Source organism: Iodobacter violaceini (assembly GCF_011601265.1).
Lineage (GTDB): Bacteria > Pseudomonadota > Gammaproteobacteria > Burkholderiales > Chitinibacteraceae > Iodobacter > Iodobacter violaceini.
On sequence record NZ_JAAOLX010000003.1, the window covers coordinates 146,220 to 165,598 of the forward strand.

The following is a 19,379-nucleotide window of genomic DNA, read 5'->3' on the forward strand; positions in this document are numbered from 1 at the left end:
TATAGTGATATGACGTCAGAATAAACACTATGATTGCTTAAGGAAAATGACATGAATGCCCTGCAAGCCCTCCTCTCCGCAGAAATTATTATTCCTGTTGTCTCTGTTTTAATGCCGGTGTTTATTGTGGCCATCGTGTTTTACTTTCGCCACCAAAAGCTTCAGTTACAGCATGAAACCATTCAAAAAATGCTGGCGAAAGACTTACCCATTCCCCCCGAGCTGTTTAATACGCCATCTAAAGCAGGGGCAGAAAATTTATTTTCTGCCAAAGCAGACAAAGGTGCCAAAGACCATCCAGGCCGTCGATTACACGAGGCATGCACCCTCATCGGGATAGGAGCAGGTTTAATGGTGTTTTTCCACTTCAGTGGTTTTTCACCTGTTTTATGCTGGGCTGGCGCTATTCCGCTTGCACTGGGTATGGCCCGATTACTTGCAGTATTACTTGAACCACTTGTATCTAAAAAGGTAAGTATTGATGACTAAACCGTGTTTTATCCGCTATGCCAATTTAGATGATTTAAACCAATTAGCCCCTTTATTTAATGCTTATCGCATTTTTTATCAGCAAGAGAGCAATCTGCAAATTGCTCATGATTTCTTGCAGCAGAGGCTGGCATTAAATGAAAGCGTTATTTTATTAGCCAGCGATCAGGAAGGTATTGGGCTTGGTTTTATCCAGCTCTACCCTTCTTTTTGCTCTATTGCTGCAGCCAGAGTCTGGGTTTTATATGATTTATTTATTGATGAAGCAGCCAGAGGCCAGGGAATCTCGCGCCTGCTGATGGAAAAAGCCCGCCTTCACGCCATACAAACCGGCGCAGTGCGCCTTGATTTATCTACTGCTCATAGTAATCAGCGCGCCCAAGCTTTATATGAATCCCTGGGCTACCAGCCTGACCAGACTTATCGCTATTACAGCTTAGAAATTTAAACTGATCTGTGGAATATTGATCGCATCAGTTTGTTTATTAAAATATAAGTTGCTGAATATTAAATAAGTATGACTGTCATTTAATAAGTAAAGCTCAGGGGGTACAATGGCTCGTCTGTCATTCCCTGAGCCTGTTCACCATGACTATTCGCGCCGTTGTCTTTGATTTTGGTGGTGTTTTATTTGATTGGAATCCTGAATATCTTTATCGTAAATTAATTAGCGATGAAAAAGAGCGAGCCTTTTTCTTAAGCCATGTGTGTAATGGCGAATGGAATATCGAACAAGACCGTGGCCGCAGCATTAGCGATGCCATCCGGATCAAACAAGCCGAATTTCCTGAATATGCCGATTGGATTGCCGCATTTTATGCCCGCTGGCCGGAAACATTAAATGGCACCTTGCCAGATGGTGTTGCGCTGATGGAACAATTGGAAGCGGCCAATGTTCCGCTCTATGGCTTAACTAATTGGTCGAATGAAACCTTTCCCTATGCATGGGAAAACTATCCTTTGCTTCACCGTTTTAAAGACATTGTGGTTTCTGGCCGCCTCGGCTTAATTAAACCTGATCCGGCCATTTATCAGGCCATGTTTGAAAGAATTGCGCTTTCTATCCAAAATTTACAACCGGATGAGCTGGTTTTTATCGACGATGTGGCAAAGAATGTGAATGCGGCTACAGAATCAGGCTGGCATGGTATTCACCATACCAGTGCCAAGGAAACCGCATTACAGCTCCATCAATTAGGCGTGCAATTTTAATGACGATCCACCACACTCCCCGTGTAAGCATTTTGTACTGCACACAGTGCAACTGGTTACTTCGCTCGGCATGGCTTGCGCAAGAGCTGCTTTCCACTTTTGCACAAGAGCTGGGAGAAGTCGCTTTACAACCTGGTACGGGGGGTGTTTTTGTTGTGCACTGTATGGATACGCTGATCTGGGATAGAAAAATCGAAGGGCGATTCCCTGAAGCAAAAGAGCTGAAACAAAGAGTCAGAGATTTAATCGCTCCGGAAAAACCTTTGGGCCATAGCGAAAAGCAAGCAGACTAAACGCCAGATCCAATCATCAAAACACTGAAAAATACAGCTGCAGCTGAATAAGCGCTTAGCGAACACTAGCAAACTTGCTTATGTTGATTTAAACCCGTCCTGTGTTAAGTTACGCCCATGCTTAAGTATCTTTTTATTTCTATCCTGTGTATTGCCCCGCTAGCCCACGCTGATATCTACAAATATGTGGACGAGCACGGCAATGTTACATTTTCAAATATCCCCATGCGTAATGCACAGCGTATTCTGGCAGAGCCGGGTGCGCTGATTCCTGCCCCGCGCTCACGTGGTAATTCCTCCCCTAAGGAGCGCAGCCCGCAAACCGCTACGCCAGGCAATTTCCCGCGTGTTGACGCTGCAACGCAAAAAAGCCGGGACAGTAACCGCCAGCTGATCCTGAACGAAGAGCTGGCCAGCGAGCAAAAAAATCTGGCCGAAGCTCGCCGTTTACTCGCAGAAGCGGAAAGCAGCAGAAGCGCAGAAGAAAAAGCCAGCCCACAAAAGTATGTCGAAAAAATGGGCCGCATTCGTAATAATATGACGCTGCATGAAAAAAACATCACTGCACTGCAATCCGAAATCAGCCGCCTGCGCTAAGCAATTTCCCATCGCTTACTCTTCTTTCTGACGCACCATCAACTTAAAGCAATGCACCACCATGGTGCATTGCTCGTGTATGCTTCAGTCTGAAGCAGCAAAACAGGCCATTCTTCTGCTGGCCCACAAATTGCTAGAACCCCATAGATAAACGATCTTACAGGGCAAGCCGCCATGAGCCATTCTGCCTTTTCCGGTCTTGAGTTTCTGGACGATGCCGTAATTGCCGTTGCTGCAGACGGTACACTGGTTTACGTTAATCCGGCAGCAACCGATCTGCTTGGCCTGCGCCAGGATGATGTGGGAATGACGCTCTCCGCCAGTCTGGAGCCCCACAGCCCCATTGTGAGCGCCGTCATCACCGCCTGCACAGAAAATATCAGCATCACCGAGCACGAGCTGCTGCTGTCCACCAACCATGGTGATGTTTACGTTACGCTCACAGCCAGCCCCATCGAAACCAGCGCTGCTGCAGCCCTTGTTGAAATCCGTCAGATGGATCAGCAACGTAAAATAGTGAATGAAGCCAGGCTGCAAGCGCAGCAGCAAGCCAACCGCGAGCTAATCCGTAATCTGGCACACGAGATTAAAAATCCACTTGGCGGCATACGCGGCGCAGCGCAATTATTATCGAGTGAGCTGCACAGCCGCGAGCTGCAAGAATATACCCAAGTGATTATTGATGAATCGCAGCGCCTGCAAAGGCTGCTCGACCGCCTGCTTACGCCTCACCGCCTGCCTAAGCTTACCGAATTAAATATTCATGAAGTATTAGAGCGCGTACGCAGCCTTGCATTGGCAGAAACCCCCAATGGCTTATCTGTAAAGCGGGATTACGACACCAGCCTGCCCAGCCTGATTGCCGATCAGGAGCAACTGATACAGGCCGTACTCAATATTGTGCGCAACGCCGTGCAAGCCATGGCGGGGGTAGGAGAGATTTTCCTGCGTACCCGAATCGCACGGCAGGTTACGCTGAACCGGCGTCGTTTTCCGCTTGCGCTGCAAATTCAAATTATTGATAACGGCCCGGGGATACCTGATTCGCTCAAGGAAACACTGTTCTATCCCTTAGTTTCCGGCCGTCCCGGCGGTACAGGTATCGGCCTGCATCTGGCCCATACTTTTGTAGTACAGCACCACGGTACGATTGAATTTGAAAGCCGTCCCGGCCAAACCTGCTTTAGCCTGCTGCTTCCACTCAATGGCTGGCAATATAAACCGAATCAGGAGACCGTATGAGCGCAGTCTGGATTATTGATGACGACCGTTCTATTCGTTGGGTTTTTGAAAAAGCCCTTGCCCGAGAAAACATCTCGCATTCCAGTTTTGCCTCTGCCACCGAAGCACTGGCAAAACTATCGCAGGAACAACCTCAGGCAATCGTTTGCGATATCCGTATGCCAGGCGAATCCGGCCTGCAGTTTTTAGAAATTGTGAAGCAAGACTGGCCGGACCTGCCCGTGATTATCATGACGGCTCATTCTGATTTAGACAGTGCCGTATCTGCTTTTCAAGGGGGTGCTTTTGAATATTTACCCAAGCCTTTTGATGTAGACCAGGCCACCGCTTTAGTCAGACGTGCCATAGAAGAAAACGAGCGTTTTACCCGGCAGGAAGGCGGCCCCGTACCAGCAAACTCGTCCGTACCAGAAATCCTGGGCCAGGCTCCTGCCATGCAGGATGTATTCAGGGCCATTGGCCGCCTGAGCCAATCTGCGGCCACCGTACTGATCACAGGCGAATCAGGCAGCGGTAAAGAGCTGGTCGCCCGTGCACTGCACCGGCACAGCCCGCGCTCTGCCCGCCCCTTTGTTGCCATCAACACTGCAGCAATCCCAAAAGATTTACTTGAGTCTGAATTATTCGGCCACGAAAGAGGCGCTTTTACCGGCGCGGATGCCAAACGGCAGGGCCGCTTTGAGCAGGCCGAAAGCGGCACGCTGTTTTTAGATGAAATCGGCGATATGCCATCCGAGCTGCAAACCCGCCTGCTGCGCGTTTTATCTGATGGCTTTTATTATCGGGTGGGCGGGCACCAGCCCATTAAAGCCAATGTGCGCGTGATTGCGGCAACCCATCAGCATTTAGAAGATCGCGTTAAGCAAGGGCAATTCCGGGAGGACCTGTTTCACCGCCTGAATGTCATTCGCCTGCGCTTACCCGCACTGCGGGAGCGATCTGAAGATATCCCGCTGCTGGCGCGGTTTTTTCTGAGTAAATCTGCAGCAGAGCTGGGTATCGAAGCAAAACGCCTGAGCGATGATGCCATGGCAAAGCTGGCCGCTTTTAGTTTTCCCGGCAATGTGCGCCAGCTGGAAAACCTTTGCCACTGGATTACCGTAATGGCCCCCGGCGCCTTAGTACAGGCAGGCGATTTACCACCGGAGCTTAATAACGGAGAAATACTCAGCAAGAGCGGAGACTGGCTGAGCCACCTTGGCGTTGAGATCAGCCAGCGTCTCAGCCGTGGCGACAGCCGTATTCTGGACGAGCTGACCCCCGCTTTCGAGCGTATTGTGATCGGGCGTGCTCTTGCCTTTACAGGGGGCAAACGCATTGAAGCGGCAGAATTACTGGGCTGGGGCAGAAATACTCTCACCCGAAAAATTCAGGAACTCGGCATGGAGAATAATTAGATTTAAGCTTCACAGATAAAACAATCAGCCATTAAAAAGCCGCATTGCTGCGGCTTTTTAATGAAACCCGGGGTTAATTAATTACCTGATTGCACGATGCTGTCACCACTCGTACGTACACGATCGCCCTGATTAAACGGTGGACGCTCCTGGAAGCTGTAAGTGCGTTCGCTTTCATCTTCAAACGACACACGTACTTCATAAACCGTCACACTGCGATATTGTTTTTCTACCTGGTGGCCGGCAACTGCACCGCCAATCGCCCCCAGTACTTCTGCCACAGTACGTCCATTACCGCCACCAATCTGATGGCCAATTACTCCCCCCAAAACGCCGCCAGCAACAGCGCCACCGCCAGAAGCCTCGCCTTTTTTCTCAACGGAGCGGATCGAAATCACGCGGCCGCAGCTTCGGCAAATTTCTTTAGGAGGCAAAGGGCGCAGTGTTGGATCGGGTTGAGCCACTTCAGCAGGTTTAGCCACAGGCTTGGTCACAACCGGCTTAGGTTTGGGGGTTGGATGCGGCTTTGCTGCAGGCGCAGGGACGGGCGCAGGTGCCGCAGTTGGCACAGCAGTGGGTAATGCAGTGGGCGCTGGCGTAGCAACCAGCGCCAGCACAGGGGCACTGGCAACGGCTGGGGCCGATGCAACAACAGCCTGTGGCTCTGCAGCAGGTTTACCAATAAAGCCCAGCCAATTGGCCATACCTACTCCTGAAGCCAAAATCACCGAAGCGGCCGCAGCTAAAAATAGCGGATGAGTTTTAGGCTCTGACATCGTGCATCTCCAAAAGAATATAGTGGGCAGGCTGATCACGCACATTGCGTAAAAACTGAGGTATCTGTCAGAACTGCCCTATGCCGCTATCCTGCCGTTTTTTTATAAAAAATGCAGTGAAAATCGACACTAACACGGAGGTATTTTTCACCTGATGATTACTGTAAGTACTTGTTACTGATTGTTTTTTACCGCACACAAAAAAGGCCGTGCTCAACACGGCCTTTGCTGAAAAAAAACAAGCTTACAATCTGAATTGTTTAATTAAAACTTCCAGCTGATCTGAAACCTGTTTAATAGATTGAGCAACCGCTACGGTGCTTTGCGCTGCATCTAAAGTACCAGACGAAAAATTAGCGACTTCATCAACATCATTACGGATCGCCTGGCTGGACTGCACCTGCGCCGCTAATGCATCGCCAATCAAACCAACAACCAATGCCGTAGCCGCCGATTCTGCCCGGATCGCTTTGACTGCTTCGCCCCCTTCCTTGGTCTGCCTTATCCCTTCTTTAAGCTGAACAACCATTCCATCCATACGTGATTTGGCTGTCTGGCCACTATCCTGCACCGCGTTAATGGTATCGCCAATTTCACGTGTAGCGGTACTGGTACGCTCTGCCAGCTTACGTACTTCATCGGCAACCACAGCAAACCCGCGCCCCTGCTCACCCGCTCTTGCCGCTTCAATCGCAGCATTCAGGGCCAGCAGATTAGTCTGATCAGCCACCTCACGGATCACTGCAATAACCGCAGAAATACTGCCTACCCGCTGTGCCAAATCATCAATACTGCTTTGAGTTTCACCCACGGAATGTTCAATTTCCGAGAAGCGGTCAACTGCCGCAGAAATAACGGAAAGCCCCTGTGCAGAAATCTCTGTTGCGGCCTCACTTTGTCCTTTGGCTGTTTTTGCCTGTTGCTCAGCCTGCTGGGTCTGATGAGTAAACTCCTCAGCTGTCTGAGCAATTCTCGATGCCGCCTTACTTTGTGCGCCAACGTACTGATTGCTGCTTTCCGCCTTAGCCACAATTTCATCACCGGATGCATGCAGGGTATGCACAACAGATGACAGCTGCGAAATTACATCGCGCAAAGATTTACGCATCCGCAGCACCGAGCCGTAGATACTTTGTGAAGATACATTGGCCGGGCGATCGTCGGCTTGCAAATTACCATCCGCCACAATCTGCACCAAAGCCATTACATCATTGGGCTCGCCGCCCAGATCACGCAATAAATTACGCACGGCAGCCAGCATAATCGCAGCCACTATCGCTGCAACGCCCAGACAGATCAAAACCTGCCAGCGGGCATTGCCCCAAAAACGCGCATCTGCCTCTGCAAAGCTGATTCCATTACCTACAATCCAGCCCCAGCGTGGTGTTTTTTGAGCAACAGAAAGTAAATCAACGACTTTGCCATCGCGCTTGGATGTCCACCAGTATTCAGTGAGTGCACCGCCTGATTTATCCAGTGCCGCCTGAGCAATCGCCCCCACGCTATTGCCTGCCGCATCTTTAAAATCATTAAAGCTGGTGCCGTGCAATTGCGGATCGAGCGGCGTGGCAACAAAGTTTAATTTATCGTCCACCACATAAACGTATTCAGACTTATGGTATTTATTTTCCCGCAACAATTGAGTGGCAATCTCTTTAGCCTGAGCCTCGGGAAGTTTGCCTGCAGCAGCTAAGTTTTCCAGCTGCACAATGCCGTTATAGGTGCTGCCCATTAATTGTTTGATACGGGCACTATTATCGTCATTACTGGCCTGGCGCATCGTCCATAGCCCAACCAGCATGATGCCGATTAAAGCCAGCAATATACTAAACGCCAGCAGATATACTTTTTTACGTAATGACATCAATCATTCTCCCCAAAGCTTTCTGAATTTTTTCTTTACCATCGTCTGCTTATATACGGTGAGTCCGTAAGGAATGCAAGAAGAAAGCGACTTTAGCCCTTATTCTGGCGAGAAAATTACAATTCACTTTTTTTAAAAGATTTAATAACTTTTAAACCAGCGCATCGTTTACATTATGAAAATCTTTGAGAAAGAGCAAGTTGCTGTACATCAGACAACCTGTCCCCGGCCAGATGAATTGTCGCCAGCCCCAGGCTTTGATAGCAATGCCGGATATTGATATCGTTCAAAACGCTCAGGTGTTTATCTACTGTGCCCTGATCACCACGCACAATCGGGCCTGTTAATGCCGCAGCAGGCCCTAATTTTTTTATATTGCCTAAAGTTTGCTGCATTAAATTATGAATCAATAACTGAGCAATCTCTTCGCTGATTCCTGCCTGCCCGGCCGTTTTAACAGATAAATCAGCGAGGGTAACCAAATAATTAGCCGCCATGGTTAATGAGGCGTGATAAGCCGCTTTACCTCCTTCTGCTAAATAAAAAGGCTTTCCGCCTAAAGCCCGCGCAAAATCATACAAAACATCACACGCTTTTGCATCGCCCTCCAGGGCACAAAGTGTATCCGCAAAAGTGCTCACTGCTATGGCCGGATCAGCAAAAGAAAAAGCCGGATGCAAACTGGCAATAGATGCGCCCGCAGCTTTTAAAGGAAGAAGTAAAGAGGCTTCAGAAGCACCGCTGGCATGGAACACCACATTACCAGCCTGCACTACACCACATGCAGCCAGTCCGATCGCTTTCTCCGCAATCAGGCCATCCGGCACGGACAACAGAAATAAATCAGCACGAGGTAAATCAGCTAACTCAGCGCAGGCCTGCCCTGCCCCTATAAAGGCCACCGCCTCTCTGCTGCTGGCCAGTGAGCTGGCGCAAACCCCGGCGATTTGATAATGCTGCGCTGCCAATCGGGCAATTGATTTGCCCAAACGGCCAGGGCCGATAATATTAAGAGTGAGCATAAAGACACCTTTGCAAGCTGGCGGATGCTGGCTGACTTAGCTTTGCGCTCAAACCCTTTTATGAATTTGCAGAGCGGATGAAACCCGCCGTTTTCCGTCACATTTCATGCCAAAATCTGGCGGGCTTCACCCCAATCCTGTCAACTTAAGCAACACCCGCAGGACATGATGCTTTTGTAGCTTGAGTTATGCGATAAAACTTGCTAACCCAAGCTACAATTGGCAGCGATTAACCGCGCAAACGCAGGGTTAAGCCTTTTAAAAAGTTTCTCAGCAATTGATCGCCACAGCTGCGATAGTGCTTATGATCTTTTTTACGGAATAAAGCGCTTAATTCTGGCTTAGATACATCAAAGCCTGCCGCAGCCAGAATGCTGTGCATATCTTCTTCTTTTAATTCAAAAGCCACGCGCAGTTTTTTAAGCGCCATATTATTGCTCATTGGCAATTCAATCGGCTGCGCCGGGCGGCTTTCATCTTTACCGCGCTTATGAAATACCAAGCCATCGAGGAAATAAGCCATTGCTTCATCGCCGAGTTCCAAATAGCCTTCTTCATCTTCTTTTTTTAAACAGGCCGCAACATCTTCTTTCGCTAAATCATAATCAGCCAGTTTAGCAATCGCCACAATATGAGCATCGCTTAAATCAAGCATATAGCGCACGCTGCGTAAAATATCGTTATTAATCATTTTATTTCCTTAAACCTTACGAATGAACACAACGTCCACTATCTCTTAAATAAAAACAGGCTGCACAAGGCAGCCTGTGAGTTAATGCTACTGCAATTTAGCCAGCTGGCTTTGCAATTTAGCCAGTTTCTCGGCAAATTCAACCATCAGGCCCTGATCTTTTTCTACCAGATGAGCCGGGGCTTTATCCAGATAACCCGGCTTTTCAAACTTCGCTTTGATTCTTTCCAGATTTTCAGTGAGCTTGCCGATTTCTTTCGTTAAGCGCGCTGATTCTGCTGCTTTATCAATTTCTACTTTCAGCATTAAGCGCGTGCTGCCTGCAACGGCCACCGGCGCATCATCTTCAGGCAATTGCGCCACGATGGTCACGCTGGCAAGCTTGGCTAATGGCACCAAGTAAGCGGCGTACTGTTGCAGCTCTTCTCCGCCTTCCAGCAGCAGCGGTGTTTTTTGCGATGGCGGCAAGCCCATTTCGCCGCGCAGATTACGTACAGCAAAGGCCAGCGCTTTTAAGCTTTCCACTTGTGCGTTTGCGGCTTCGTTAATCTTGCTTAAATCCGCTACCGGCCAGTCGGCCACCATGATGGACTCGGTCTTTTTAGCATTAGCCAAGGGAGCCACAACCTGCCACAGCTCTTCGGTAATAAACGGAATAATCGGGTGAGCCATACGCAGCGTGGTTTCTAAAACGCGAACCAGGATACGGCGGGTAGCACGTTGCTGCGCTTCGTTGCCGGTTTGCAATTGCACCTTCGCCAGCTCGATATACCAGTCGCAGTAATCGTTCCAGACAAATTCGTAAATGCCTTGTGCTGCCAAATCGAAGCGGAAGGTATCCAGCGCAGTGCTGACATCGTGCTCTGCCTGCTGCAAACGGCCAATCATCCACTGATCAGCAAAGCTGTATTCCAGTGGCAGGGATTCATCCTGACCTACATCTTTACCTTCTACATTCATCAATACATAGCGGGTGGCATTCCACAGCTTATTGCAGAAGTTGCGATAGCCTTCGCAGCGGTGCTGATCAAAATTAATACTGCGGCCCAAGGTCGCCAGCGATGCAAAGGTGAAACGCAGCGCATCGGTACCAAAAGCCGGAATGCCTTCCGGGAATTCTTTCTTGGTTTTAGCCGCCACTTTAGGCGCTGTTTCCGGGCGACGCAGGCCGGAAGTGCGTTTTTCCAGCAGCGCATCCAGTGCAATCCCGTCGATCAGATCAACCGGATCCAGTACATTGCCTTCCGATTTAGACATCTTCTGGCCTTCACCATCCCGCACCAGGCCGTGGATATACACATGCTTAAACGGCACTTTGCCGGTGAAGTGCTTGGTCATCATAATCATCCGGGCTACCCAGAAGAAAATAATGTCAAAACCGGTCACCAGTACCGATGAAGGCAAGAAGGCATCCAGCTCTGGCGTACTCTGGCCGGGCTTCCAGCCCAGCGTAGAGAAAGGCACCAGTGCCGAGCTGAACCAGGTATCGAGCACATCCACATCGCGGCGCAGTGTTTTGCCCGGCGCTTGTGCCTCTGCCTCGGCCTGATTGCGTGCTACATAAACTTTTCCATCTTCATCGTACCAGGCCGGAATCTGATGCCCCCACCAGAGCTGACGGCTAATACACCAGTCCTGAATATTATTCAGCCACTGGTTGTATGTGTTGACCCAGTTTTCCGGCACAAACTTAACTTCGCCATCCGCCACGGCTTGCAGTGCTTTTTCGGTGATGCTCTGGCCGGTTTCATCGGCTTTGCTCATGGCCATAAACCACTGGTCGGTCAACAAAGGCTCAATCACCGAGCCCGTACGATCGCCGCGTGGCACCATCAGTTTGTGTTTTTTGGTTTCGAGCAATAAACCCTGCGCATCCAGATCGGCCAGCATGGCTTTACGCGCTTCAGGCGCGGTTAAACCTGCGTAAGCCGCTGGTAAATCAATACTGCCCAGTGCATCGCCGTCAAAGCTAAATACCTGCGCCTTAGCCAGAATAGTGGCTTCCAGGCTCATCACATTGATCAGCTGGGTGTTATGACGCTTACCTACCTGGTAATCGTTAAAGTCATGCGCCGGAGTGATTTTTACAAAACCGGTACCAAAAGCTGCATCCACATAATCATCGGCGATCACAGGGATTTCACGGTTGGTCAATGGCAGAGACAGTGTTTTGCCAATCAAATGGGTGAAACGCTCGTCTTCCGGATTAACCGCTACGGCCACATCGCCGAGCAGGGTTTCAGGACGGGTGGTAGCCACCACGATAAATTCATCGCTGCCCACAACCGGATATTTGATATGCCACATATGGCCGTCTTCTTCCTCAGAAACCACTTCGAGGTCAGAGATGGCGGTGCCCAATTTTGGATCCCAGTTAGACAAACGCTTGCCACGGTAAATCAGGCCCTGCTCAAACAGACTGACAAATACTTCGGTCACCGAGCCCGAGCATTGCTCGTCCATGGTGAAATATTCGCGCTGCCAGTCTACCGATGCACCCATGCGGCGCATTTGTTGGGTGATGGTGGCTCCCGATTCTTTTTTCCATTCCCAGATTTTTTCTACGAATTTTTCGCGGCCTAATTCATGGCGGCTGATGCCTTGCGCATCCAGCTGGCGCTCCACCACGATTTGCGTGGCAATACCGGCGTGATCGGTGCCAGGCTGCCAGAGAGTATTTTCACCCTTCATGCGGTGGTAGCGTGTTAAGCCATCCATAATCGTTTGATTGAAGGCGTGGCCCATATGCAAGGTGCCTGTCACATTCGGTGGCGGCAGCTGAATACAGAAAGAATCTGCAGCTTGCATATTTGGCTGAAAGTATCCGGCTTTCTCCCACTCTGGGTAGTAGCGGCTTTCGATCTCAGCGGGTTCGAAACTTTTAGCGAGTTCTTTAGGCGTTGTGCTCATGGGAAAAAGGCTCAGTCGTTCATAGATTAACCCGCGATTATATCCTTAACCGGCCAGCTTCATGTAGCACTAGCGCCATTAAACAGCGGGAATAAAACACCCTGCGGCTAATTCACCTGCCAATATGCCCGACATCCACGCTACAAATACCTGCACGCGCTGCGAGCTGTGCCGCTGATAGGGATAAAGCACCGATACCGGCAGTGCAGCAGCCTGATATTGTGGCAGGACTTCAACCAGCTCTCCGCTGGCAAGATAGTGCGCCGCATCATAAGCGGGCACCTGAATCAAGCCCAGCCCCGCCAGACCGCAAGCAAGATAGCTTTCGGCATTGTTTACCGTGATTTGGCTAAGCATCACAAGGCTGCGGTCTTCCCCGTTTTCCGTGTATTCCCAACAGGCTGATTGCCCGGATAAAGACCGGCAGTAGCCCACCATATGGTGCTTGTCCAGTTCATCCAGGGACTCTGGCATGCCCCATTGCCGGATATAAGCAGGGCTGGCGTAATTGCCCTGCGGCAATAAACCCAAACGCTTAGAAACCAAGCGCTCCTCCTGCAATGCCCCTACCCTCAGTACGCAATCCACCCCTTCACGCAACAAATCAATCACATGATCACTCATGCCCATTTCGATATGGATATCAGGGTAACGCTGAAAAAACGCGGGCAAATGGGGCGCAATCAGGCTGCGGGCCATGCGGGTTGGCACATCGATCCGCAATACGCCCTGCAGGCCGGATTCACGAAACAATTGTGCCGTTTTATCCAGATCAGCAAGCAGGCGCTGGCAATGCGCATAGTAGCTGCGCCCGTCACCGGTCAGCTCTAAATGGCGGGTGGTTCTGCTGAGTAATCGTGTACCTAAATGGCTTTCCAGCTGCTGCAAAGTGGTTGAAGCCACCGGACGGGACAACTGCATCAGCTCTGCGGCGCGGGTAAAACTGCCGCTGTCACTGATTTGCACAAAAAGACGCATGGCCTGAATTAAATCCACAAGCTCTCCCATTGTTTTGCCAGACAAAATAGTGTTTTCATTTTAGCCGTATTTATCCCCATAAGGCCGCGCAGCATACTGCATTCACTTCTTCTGAGCGCTGATTTCAGCCCGCTCTCTTTATTCAAAGGAATGCAGAAATGTCCAAACACACACTGGCAGGAAAAGTCGTTGTTATCGGCGGTGGCGCAAAAAATCTGGGCGGGCTGATCAGCCGTACCCTGGCCGCGGAAGGTGCATCGATTGTAGTTCACTACAACAGCGATGCCACCGCAGCGGCGGCAGCAGAAACCGTGGCGGCAATTGAAGCCATGGGCGGTAAAGCGTTTGCCATTCAGGGCGACTTAAGCAAGGCGGCCAACTGCGTGGCTCTGTTTGATGAAGCCGTAAAACGCTTTGGCGGCGTGGATATTGCCATCAATACCGTCGGCAAAGTGCTCAAAAAGGCGATTGTGGATGTCAGCGAAGAAGAATTCGACGAGATGAGTCATATCAACAGCAAAGCCGCGTTTTTCTTTATCCGCGAAGCAGGCAGGCATTTAAACGATAACGGCAAAATCTGCACCATTGTCACTTCACTGCTGGCCGCCTATACCGGTTATTACTCAACCTATGCGGGCACCAAGGCCGCCGTTGAGCACTTTACCCGCGCTGCTGCCAAAGAATTTGGCGCTCGTGGAATTTCTGTCACCGCAGTCGGCCCTGGCCCCATGGATACGCCTTTCTTTTATGCCCAGGAAACACCCGAAGCCGTGGCTTACTTAAAAGCATCAGCTGATTTAAGCGCCTTTAATCAATCAGGCTTAACTGAAATCGAAGACATCGTGCCTTTGATTAAATTTCTCGTCACCGAAGGCTGGTGGGTAAACGGGCAGACCATTTTTGCAAATGGCGGCTTTACTACCCGCTAAACCATCACATCACCAAAGGGATACTCATATGCAACTCATTACACTTTTGCTTATCAGCACTCTGGGTATCCCTGTGGTGCAGGCACAGACCGAAGGGCTGGATAAGCTCAGCAACCCACTGGTCAAAACAGCGGTAAAAGCCATGCAGGATAACGACCGGGACACATGGATGAAGGTCTTTTCAGCCAAGGCAGTAATCAGCGACGATGGTAAAGAAAGAGATTTTATTCAATGGTCAGACAGTGAAATCTTTGGCCGCCTGCGTGCTTATATTGTGCTGGGAAAATCCCGCGGCTACTTTAAGCGCATTGATAAAGAAGAAAATAAAGGCACGAGTGTTTACGGCTATTTCCACACCGATCGCTGGGGGGAATTCAATACCTATATGCACTTTAAAATTGAAAATAACCAGATTATCAGGCTGGATGTGGGGCAAATTAAACAGCGCGGCGGCTGATTAAATGGCGGAATACACCCGCCATTTAATTCTAACCATGCTTACGCAGCTCTTCTTTCACCAGCTCTTCCACACGCGGCAAAAGTTTTTGCTCAATTTCGATGGTCATATCGCTCATTAAGCGGCGCAGCGTATCTTCGTAAAATGTACTCATCAGGCTGGCAAAATGCTGGCGGGTAAGCTGCTCTACCTCAGTGGCAATTTCAACGCCCAGCTGCGCTGCAACCGTTGCACTTAATTCGGCAATGACCTTATCACTGAGCCCAAGTGCTTCAGGCTCTGCTGGCGCCAGCTCTGACTCAATCTCATCAAAAAGTGGCTCGTCTTCCCACTCCGCCTCATCAGCAACACTCACCAGCCGGATAGAAGACAAGCTCTCTGCCTCAGGGATTTCTTCTGCAACCGGCAGATCCACAGGCGATACTTCCCAGCCACTGCCCCATGGGTTGGCCTGCGATAAGGCATTTAAATCAAGCAGCGGCAGATCTAAAAACTCCACTACAGGAGCTGCCACAGGCTCGGGCTCAAAAATCTGCACTTCTTCGTCTTCAACGATCTCCTCTGCCGCAAAAAATTCTTCGGGGGGAAACATTAAAATATCGTCAAAAACAGCCACTTCGTTCACGGCCTCGGTCAGCACCGGGATATCGTCAGCCTCGTCCAGCAATACAGGAATAGCCTCAGCCGCCGCAGCGCCACCACGATGACGCGCCAGTAAGGCATCCATTTTATCAAATAAGGGGCTTGATTCAGACACGCGGCTCATCCTGCCCTATCCATCATATCGAAAGAAGTAGGTTTAAAGCCCTGAGCCACATAGGCCTTCCAGCGCCCGCGCGCCAGGTTGCGCGCCTCTTCATCAATCGGCACCACTTCAACAACCCGCTGATAGCGCTCAAAACCTGGAGGCAGGCCATTGGTCCAGTTAAAAAGCAGCTGCCGGGCAGGCAAAAGCTCGGGGCGGTAATCCAGCACAATCGGGGTGTCTGCCACAATGGCATCATCTGCAGCACAATGAGGTAAAAACCCCGTCTGCGGTACTTCCCACAGCAAGCCATCCAGCGCAGCAGCAGCAGCCTGGCTGTCTGCGAGGATATTGATACTTAAACGCTTGGCCAGTGCTTTGCTTACCAGCTGGCAAAGTGCGTGCTCACGATTAGGTACATTGAAGTAGAAAGAAATTTCAGTCATTAAGCTTAAGTAAACCGTGTTTTGTATTTAATCCCGGAGGATTAATTTAAATGCTAAGAAATATCGTTGCGATCAGCCATTACAAGTAAGTATAACAACTCATTTTTAACTTATTTTAAAGAGACCAGCCGCCTGCCTGTGCAAGAGCACCTTTTCTTTTGTCAAAGTACCAGCAATTTGAAGTAAGTAAAGGCCCAAAGTAACAAAGAATGCCGCTGCCTTTAGGAAACTTAAAAGCAGCCGAAATGCCTTCGGATGTCATCGCAGTCTTTTTTATTTCCTGCGCTTTTTTGGGCCCATAGCAATTAAGCTCAAAACGCGTCACATCAAACTCATCGCGATTATAAAAATCTTTTGCCTGCATGGTTTCTAATAGCTGAATTTTATCCTTCCCATCCAGCCAGATAACACGAATCAATCTGGCTTTCTTATCACGAATAGCAAAAGCCGATTCACCCCTGATGCCCATATCATCGCCAGAACATTTTCCAATCAGCGCATAAGTGGGAAACTGAGCGGCTATTGCAGCAGCAGGCTCTGCCCGGGCAGAAAAAGACATCACGCAGAAGGCCAATACAGCGCTCCACTTAAGCGGCATATTCATCGGTGAATTCCCGGAAGACAATCATCATTGGACAGAACAAAAGATAGATTCGATAAATCAACAGCCCGCTCAGAAGTAAATCCTTCTGAGCGGGCTGTTAAACAACAAACTGAATTATTTCTTTTTTGCTGCAGCACGCTGAGTTAAAAACTCAACCAGCAATGGCACAGGACGGCCTGTTGCGCCTTTTGCCGCGCCAGACTTATGCGCCACACCGGCGATATCCAGGTGAGCCCATGTATATTCCTTAGTAAAGCGGCTAAGGAAAGCAGCGGCGGTGATCGAGCCAGCAGCACGGCCACCGATATTGGCCATATCCGCAAAGTTAGATTTCAGCTGCTCCTGGTAATCATCCCACAGCGGCATGCGCCATGTTTTGTCACCCGTTTCACGGGAAGCTTTAATCAAATCATCGGCCAGCTGATCATTAGTGGTGAATAAACCACTGGCCACATGGCCCAGACCAATAATAATGGCGCCGGTCAGTGTGGCGATATCAATCACCAGCTCTGGCTCGTAGCGTGCGACGTAAGTCAGCGCATCGCACAGAATCAAGCGGCCTTCGGCATCAGTATTCAGAATTTCAATCGTCTGCCCGCTCATCGAAGTCACGATGTCGCCCGGCTTAACTGCATTGCTGGAAGGCATGTTTTCGCAAGTCGGGATCACGCCAACCACATTGATCGGCAGGCCTTGCTCGGCGATGGCGCGAATCACGCCCATTACCGTAGCAGCACCGCACATATCAAACTTCATTTCGTCCATTTCTGGGCCGGGCTTGAGCGAGATACCACCCGAATCAAAGGTAATCCCTTTACCCACCAGCACCACTGGCTTCTCTGATTTTTTACCGCCTTGGTATTCCAGGCAAATCAGCTTAGGCGGCTCGATGCTGCCCTGGGCCACAGAAAGGAATGAGCCCATGCCGAGCGCTTCCATTTCTGGTTTTTCCAGCACGGTGCATTTCATTTTGTAGCTGGCAGCCAACAGGTGCGCGGCATTAGCCAAGTAGGTAGGCGTACAAATATTGCCTGGCAGATTGCCTAAATCACGGGTTAAATTCATACCGTGGCCCAGAGCAACACCGGCTTGCAGGCCATTCCCGGCTTTTTCTACTTCGGATTTTTTGCTTACGGCAATATTTACAGCAGTTAAAACCGGAGCCGCTTCAGGCTCAGATTTAAACTGCACAAAACGGTAGCTTTCAAAAACCAGCGCTTGAGCGATAATAGCGGCCGCATCTTTCAGACCCAGTGCTTTGGCAGCGGCAATTGCCAGGAAAATATCTGCAGAAGTGGATTTACCAGCCACTAAAGCTTTAGCAGCAGCAAGCGCTGCCTTGCGGAACGCATCCGCATCAAGCTTTTGCTCGTCGCCAAGTTGTACTAATAAAACACGGCGGCCTGGCAAGGGAATATATAAAGTGGAGCCAACGCTATCGCCCAATTCATTGCAGGTTTCTGCCAACCAACCGTCTTTGTCCAGACCTGCTGCAAGTGCAGAAAGTTGTGTACCAAATACCGGCAGCACCAGACAATCCGCTGCTGTTTTTTCGGGGACAGATAGATTTATGCTAAATTCCATTATTGCTTCCTATTGCTAAGTTTAAAGGCCGCGAAAATTTCGCTCGATTATTTCCTAGTACCCCCGCAAAGTCAAAAACGCCCATGTTGTTTCGTAAAAGCCTAATTCAAGAAATGTCCTGGGTCGCCCTTGGGGCCTTCTTCGTGTTGCTCATGTTAATCATGACAACGCAAATTGTACGCCTGCTCGGCCAGGCCGCCATTGGTGCTCTCGCCAGTTCTGCGGTCTGGGCCATGATGGGCTTTGCTGCCGTGCGCTATCTGCCCATCCTTTTATCACTGATGTTGTTCTTTGCCATTCTGGCCGTGCTGACCCGGCTTTGGAAAGACCATGAAATGGTGATTTGGTTTGTCAGCGGCCGCTCTATCCTCAGCTTTATCCGGCCTGTCCTCGAATTTACCATACCTGTAGTGATTCTTATTGCGCTGTTATCTACCGTGCTCTCTCCCTGGGCCTTAGAAAAAGGCCAGGAGTACAAAGAAAAATCACTTTCCCGCCAGGAAGTCACTCAGGTAGCGCCCGGCGTATTCAGAGAATCGCCCGCAGCAGACCGCGTTTATTTTGTTGAAAACTTCACCGGCGGCAATGGCAATAATGTCTTTGTGCAATTGCGCCGCGACGAAAAATTAACCGTGATTCTGGCAGAAAAAGGCGGCCTCTATCTGGATAGTGATGGCTCCCGCTGGCTGTGGCTCGCCAAAGGCAAATCCTATGAAGGCCTGCCCGGCACTGCGGCTTATGAAACACTGGAATTTGAAAATGCACGGCTGCGTATCGAAGCAGGTGAAAGCCCGCGTTCCAGCCCGTCTACTCAGGCCACCAGCACGATGGCGCTCTGGAACAGCAAGCTGCCAGAGCACCAGGCAGAATTAGCCTGGCGGCTGGCGATCCCCGTATCGGCCTTAATTCTTAGCCTCGCGGCGATTCCGCTGGCGTTTTTTAACCCACGGGGCGGGCGCGCATCTAATTTATTGGTCGCCGTTTTTGCCTATTTCTTTTATTACAACTGCATCAATATTGCACAGGCCTGGCTTAGCGATGGAAAAATCCCGCTTATGCTGGGGATGTGGCCGCTGCATGCGGCAGCGCTGTTGATTACGCTGGGGCTGTTTGCCTGGCGCGGCAAGTTGCGGGGAAGTTGAA

Annotated in this window: 20 protein-coding genes; 10 read left to right on the forward strand and 10 right to left on the reverse strand. The window is 50.1% G+C overall.

Going from position 1 to position 19,379, the window contains the following annotated elements:
• Window positions 1-51: 51 nt before the first annotated feature.
• The 7 genes from HA050_RS06720 to ntrC all read left to right on the forward strand — a co-directional run bounded on the left by HA050_RS06720 (window position 52) and on the right by ntrC (window position 5,230).
• On the forward strand, window positions 52-489 hold the full coding sequence (locus HA050_RS06720) for a DUF6249 domain-containing protein (RefSeq protein ID WP_166823762.1): 438 nt from the start codon (window positions 52-54) through the stop codon (window positions 487-489).
• On the forward strand, window positions 482-937 hold the full coding sequence (locus HA050_RS06725) for a GNAT family N-acetyltransferase (RefSeq protein WP_166823764.1): 456 nt from the start codon (window positions 482-484) through the stop codon (window positions 935-937). Before HA050_RS06720 ends, HA050_RS06725 begins: the two co-directional genes overlap by 8 nt.
• A gap of 140 nt (window positions 938-1,077) precedes the next feature.
• Window positions 1,078-1,701 carry an HAD family hydrolase gene (locus tag HA050_RS06730; RefSeq protein ID WP_166823767.1) on the forward strand — a complete coding sequence of 208 codons (624 nt, stop codon included), beginning with the start codon at window positions 1,078-1,080 and terminating at the stop codon, window positions 1,699-1,701.
• Complete coding sequence (locus HA050_RS06735; protein ID WP_115229879.1) at window positions 1,701-1,994, forward strand: Rdx family protein; 294 nt, start codon at window positions 1,701-1,703, stop codon at window positions 1,992-1,994. Before HA050_RS06730 ends, HA050_RS06735 begins: the two co-directional genes overlap by 1 nt.
• A gap of 117 nt (window positions 1,995-2,111) precedes the next feature.
• Window positions 2,112-2,591 (forward strand): DUF4124 domain-containing protein, encoded by a 480-nt coding sequence (locus tag HA050_RS06740; RefSeq protein WP_166823769.1) that lies wholly within the window; start codon window positions 2,112-2,114, stop codon window positions 2,589-2,591.
• 174 nt (window positions 2,592-2,765) lie between these two features.
• Window positions 2,766-3,833, forward strand: a complete 1,068-nt coding sequence (gene glnL, locus HA050_RS06745; protein ID WP_166823772.1) for a nitrogen regulation protein NR(II) — start codon at window positions 2,766-2,768, stop codon at window positions 3,831-3,833.
• Window positions 3,830-5,230, forward strand: coding sequence for a nitrogen regulation protein NR(I) (gene ntrC, locus HA050_RS06750; RefSeq protein WP_166823775.1), 1,401 nt, complete (start codon window positions 3,830-3,832; stop codon window positions 5,228-5,230). The genes glnL and ntrC overlap by 4 nt, the downstream gene beginning before the upstream one ends.
• A gap of 77 nt (window positions 5,231-5,307) precedes the next feature.
• On the opposite strand, the gene HA050_RS22650 is transcribed toward ntrC, so the two are convergent.
• From HA050_RS22650 to HA050_RS06780, 6 genes are all read right to left on the reverse strand, one after another.
• Window positions 5,308-6,006, reverse strand: a complete 699-nt coding sequence (locus tag HA050_RS22650; RefSeq protein WP_166823778.1) for an outer membrane lipoprotein — start codon at window positions 6,004-6,006, stop codon at window positions 5,308-5,310.
• Window positions 6,007-6,250: 244 nt separating this feature from the next.
• On the reverse strand, window positions 6,251-7,870 hold the full coding sequence (locus HA050_RS06760) for a methyl-accepting chemotaxis protein (RefSeq protein ID WP_166823781.1): 1,620 nt from the start codon (window positions 7,868-7,870) through the stop codon (window positions 6,251-6,253).
• 173 nt (window positions 7,871-8,043) lie between these two features.
• Entirely contained in the window at window positions 8,044-8,892 is an 849-nt protein-coding gene (locus tag HA050_RS06765) for a Rossmann-like and DUF2520 domain-containing protein (RefSeq protein WP_166823784.1), read from the reverse strand.
• 229 nt (window positions 8,893-9,121) lie between these two features.
• Window positions 9,122-9,583, reverse strand: coding sequence for a YehS family protein (locus HA050_RS06770; RefSeq protein WP_166823787.1), 462 nt, complete (start codon window positions 9,581-9,583; stop codon window positions 9,122-9,124).
• Window positions 9,584-9,670: 87 nt separating this feature from the next.
• Window positions 9,671-12,493, reverse strand: coding sequence for a valine--tRNA ligase (locus HA050_RS06775; protein ID WP_166823790.1), 2,823 nt, complete (start codon window positions 12,491-12,493; stop codon window positions 9,671-9,673).
• A 78-nt stretch (window positions 12,494-12,571) separates the two neighbouring features.
• The gene (locus tag HA050_RS06780) at window positions 12,572-13,501 is read right to left on the reverse strand and encodes a LysR family transcriptional regulator (protein WP_205836331.1); all 930 of its coding nucleotides are present in this window, start codon (window positions 13,499-13,501) and stop codon (window positions 12,572-12,574) included.
• A 128-nt stretch (window positions 13,502-13,629) separates the two neighbouring features.
• On the opposite strand from HA050_RS06780, the gene HA050_RS06785 reads away from it, so the two are divergent.
• Window positions 13,630-14,400, forward strand: a complete 771-nt coding sequence (locus tag HA050_RS06785) for an SDR family oxidoreductase (protein WP_166823793.1) — start codon at window positions 13,630-13,632, stop codon at window positions 14,398-14,400.
• 28 nt (window positions 14,401-14,428) lie between these two features.
• A complete protein-coding gene (locus tag HA050_RS06790) occupies window positions 14,429-14,857 on the forward strand; it encodes a hypothetical protein (protein WP_166823797.1) in 429 nt (142 codons plus the stop codon).
• Between the two features lie 31 nt (window positions 14,858-14,888).
• Here the strand turns inward: HA050_RS06790 and HA050_RS06795 are convergent, their stop codons facing one another.
• The 4 genes from HA050_RS06795 to HA050_RS06810 all read right to left on the reverse strand — a co-directional run bounded on the left by HA050_RS06795 (window position 14,889) and on the right by HA050_RS06810 (window position 18,236).
• Entirely contained in the window at window positions 14,889-15,614 is a 726-nt protein-coding gene (locus HA050_RS06795; protein ID WP_166823800.1) for a hypothetical protein, read from the reverse strand.
• A 5-nt stretch (window positions 15,615-15,619) separates the two neighbouring features.
• Entirely contained in the window at window positions 15,620-16,048 is a 429-nt protein-coding gene (locus HA050_RS06800) for a DNA polymerase III subunit chi (protein ID WP_166823803.1), read from the reverse strand.
• Window positions 16,049-16,163: 115 nt separating this feature from the next.
• Window positions 16,164-16,652 (reverse strand): hypothetical protein, encoded by a 489-nt coding sequence (locus HA050_RS06805; protein ID WP_166823806.1) that lies wholly within the window; start codon window positions 16,650-16,652, stop codon window positions 16,164-16,166.
• Between the two features lie 114 nt (window positions 16,653-16,766).
• Window positions 16,767-18,236 carry a leucyl aminopeptidase gene (locus tag HA050_RS06810; RefSeq protein ID WP_166823809.1) on the reverse strand — a complete coding sequence of 490 codons (1,470 nt, stop codon included), beginning with the start codon at window positions 18,234-18,236 and terminating at the stop codon, window positions 16,767-16,769.
• Window positions 18,237-18,319: 83 nt separating this feature from the next.
• On the opposite strand from HA050_RS06810, the gene lptF reads away from it, so the two are divergent.
• On the forward strand, window positions 18,320-19,378 hold the full coding sequence (lptF, locus tag HA050_RS06815) for an LPS export ABC transporter permease LptF (RefSeq protein WP_277344374.1): 1,059 nt from the start codon (window positions 18,320-18,322) through the stop codon (window positions 19,376-19,378).
• Window position 19,379: the final 1 nt, after the last annotated feature.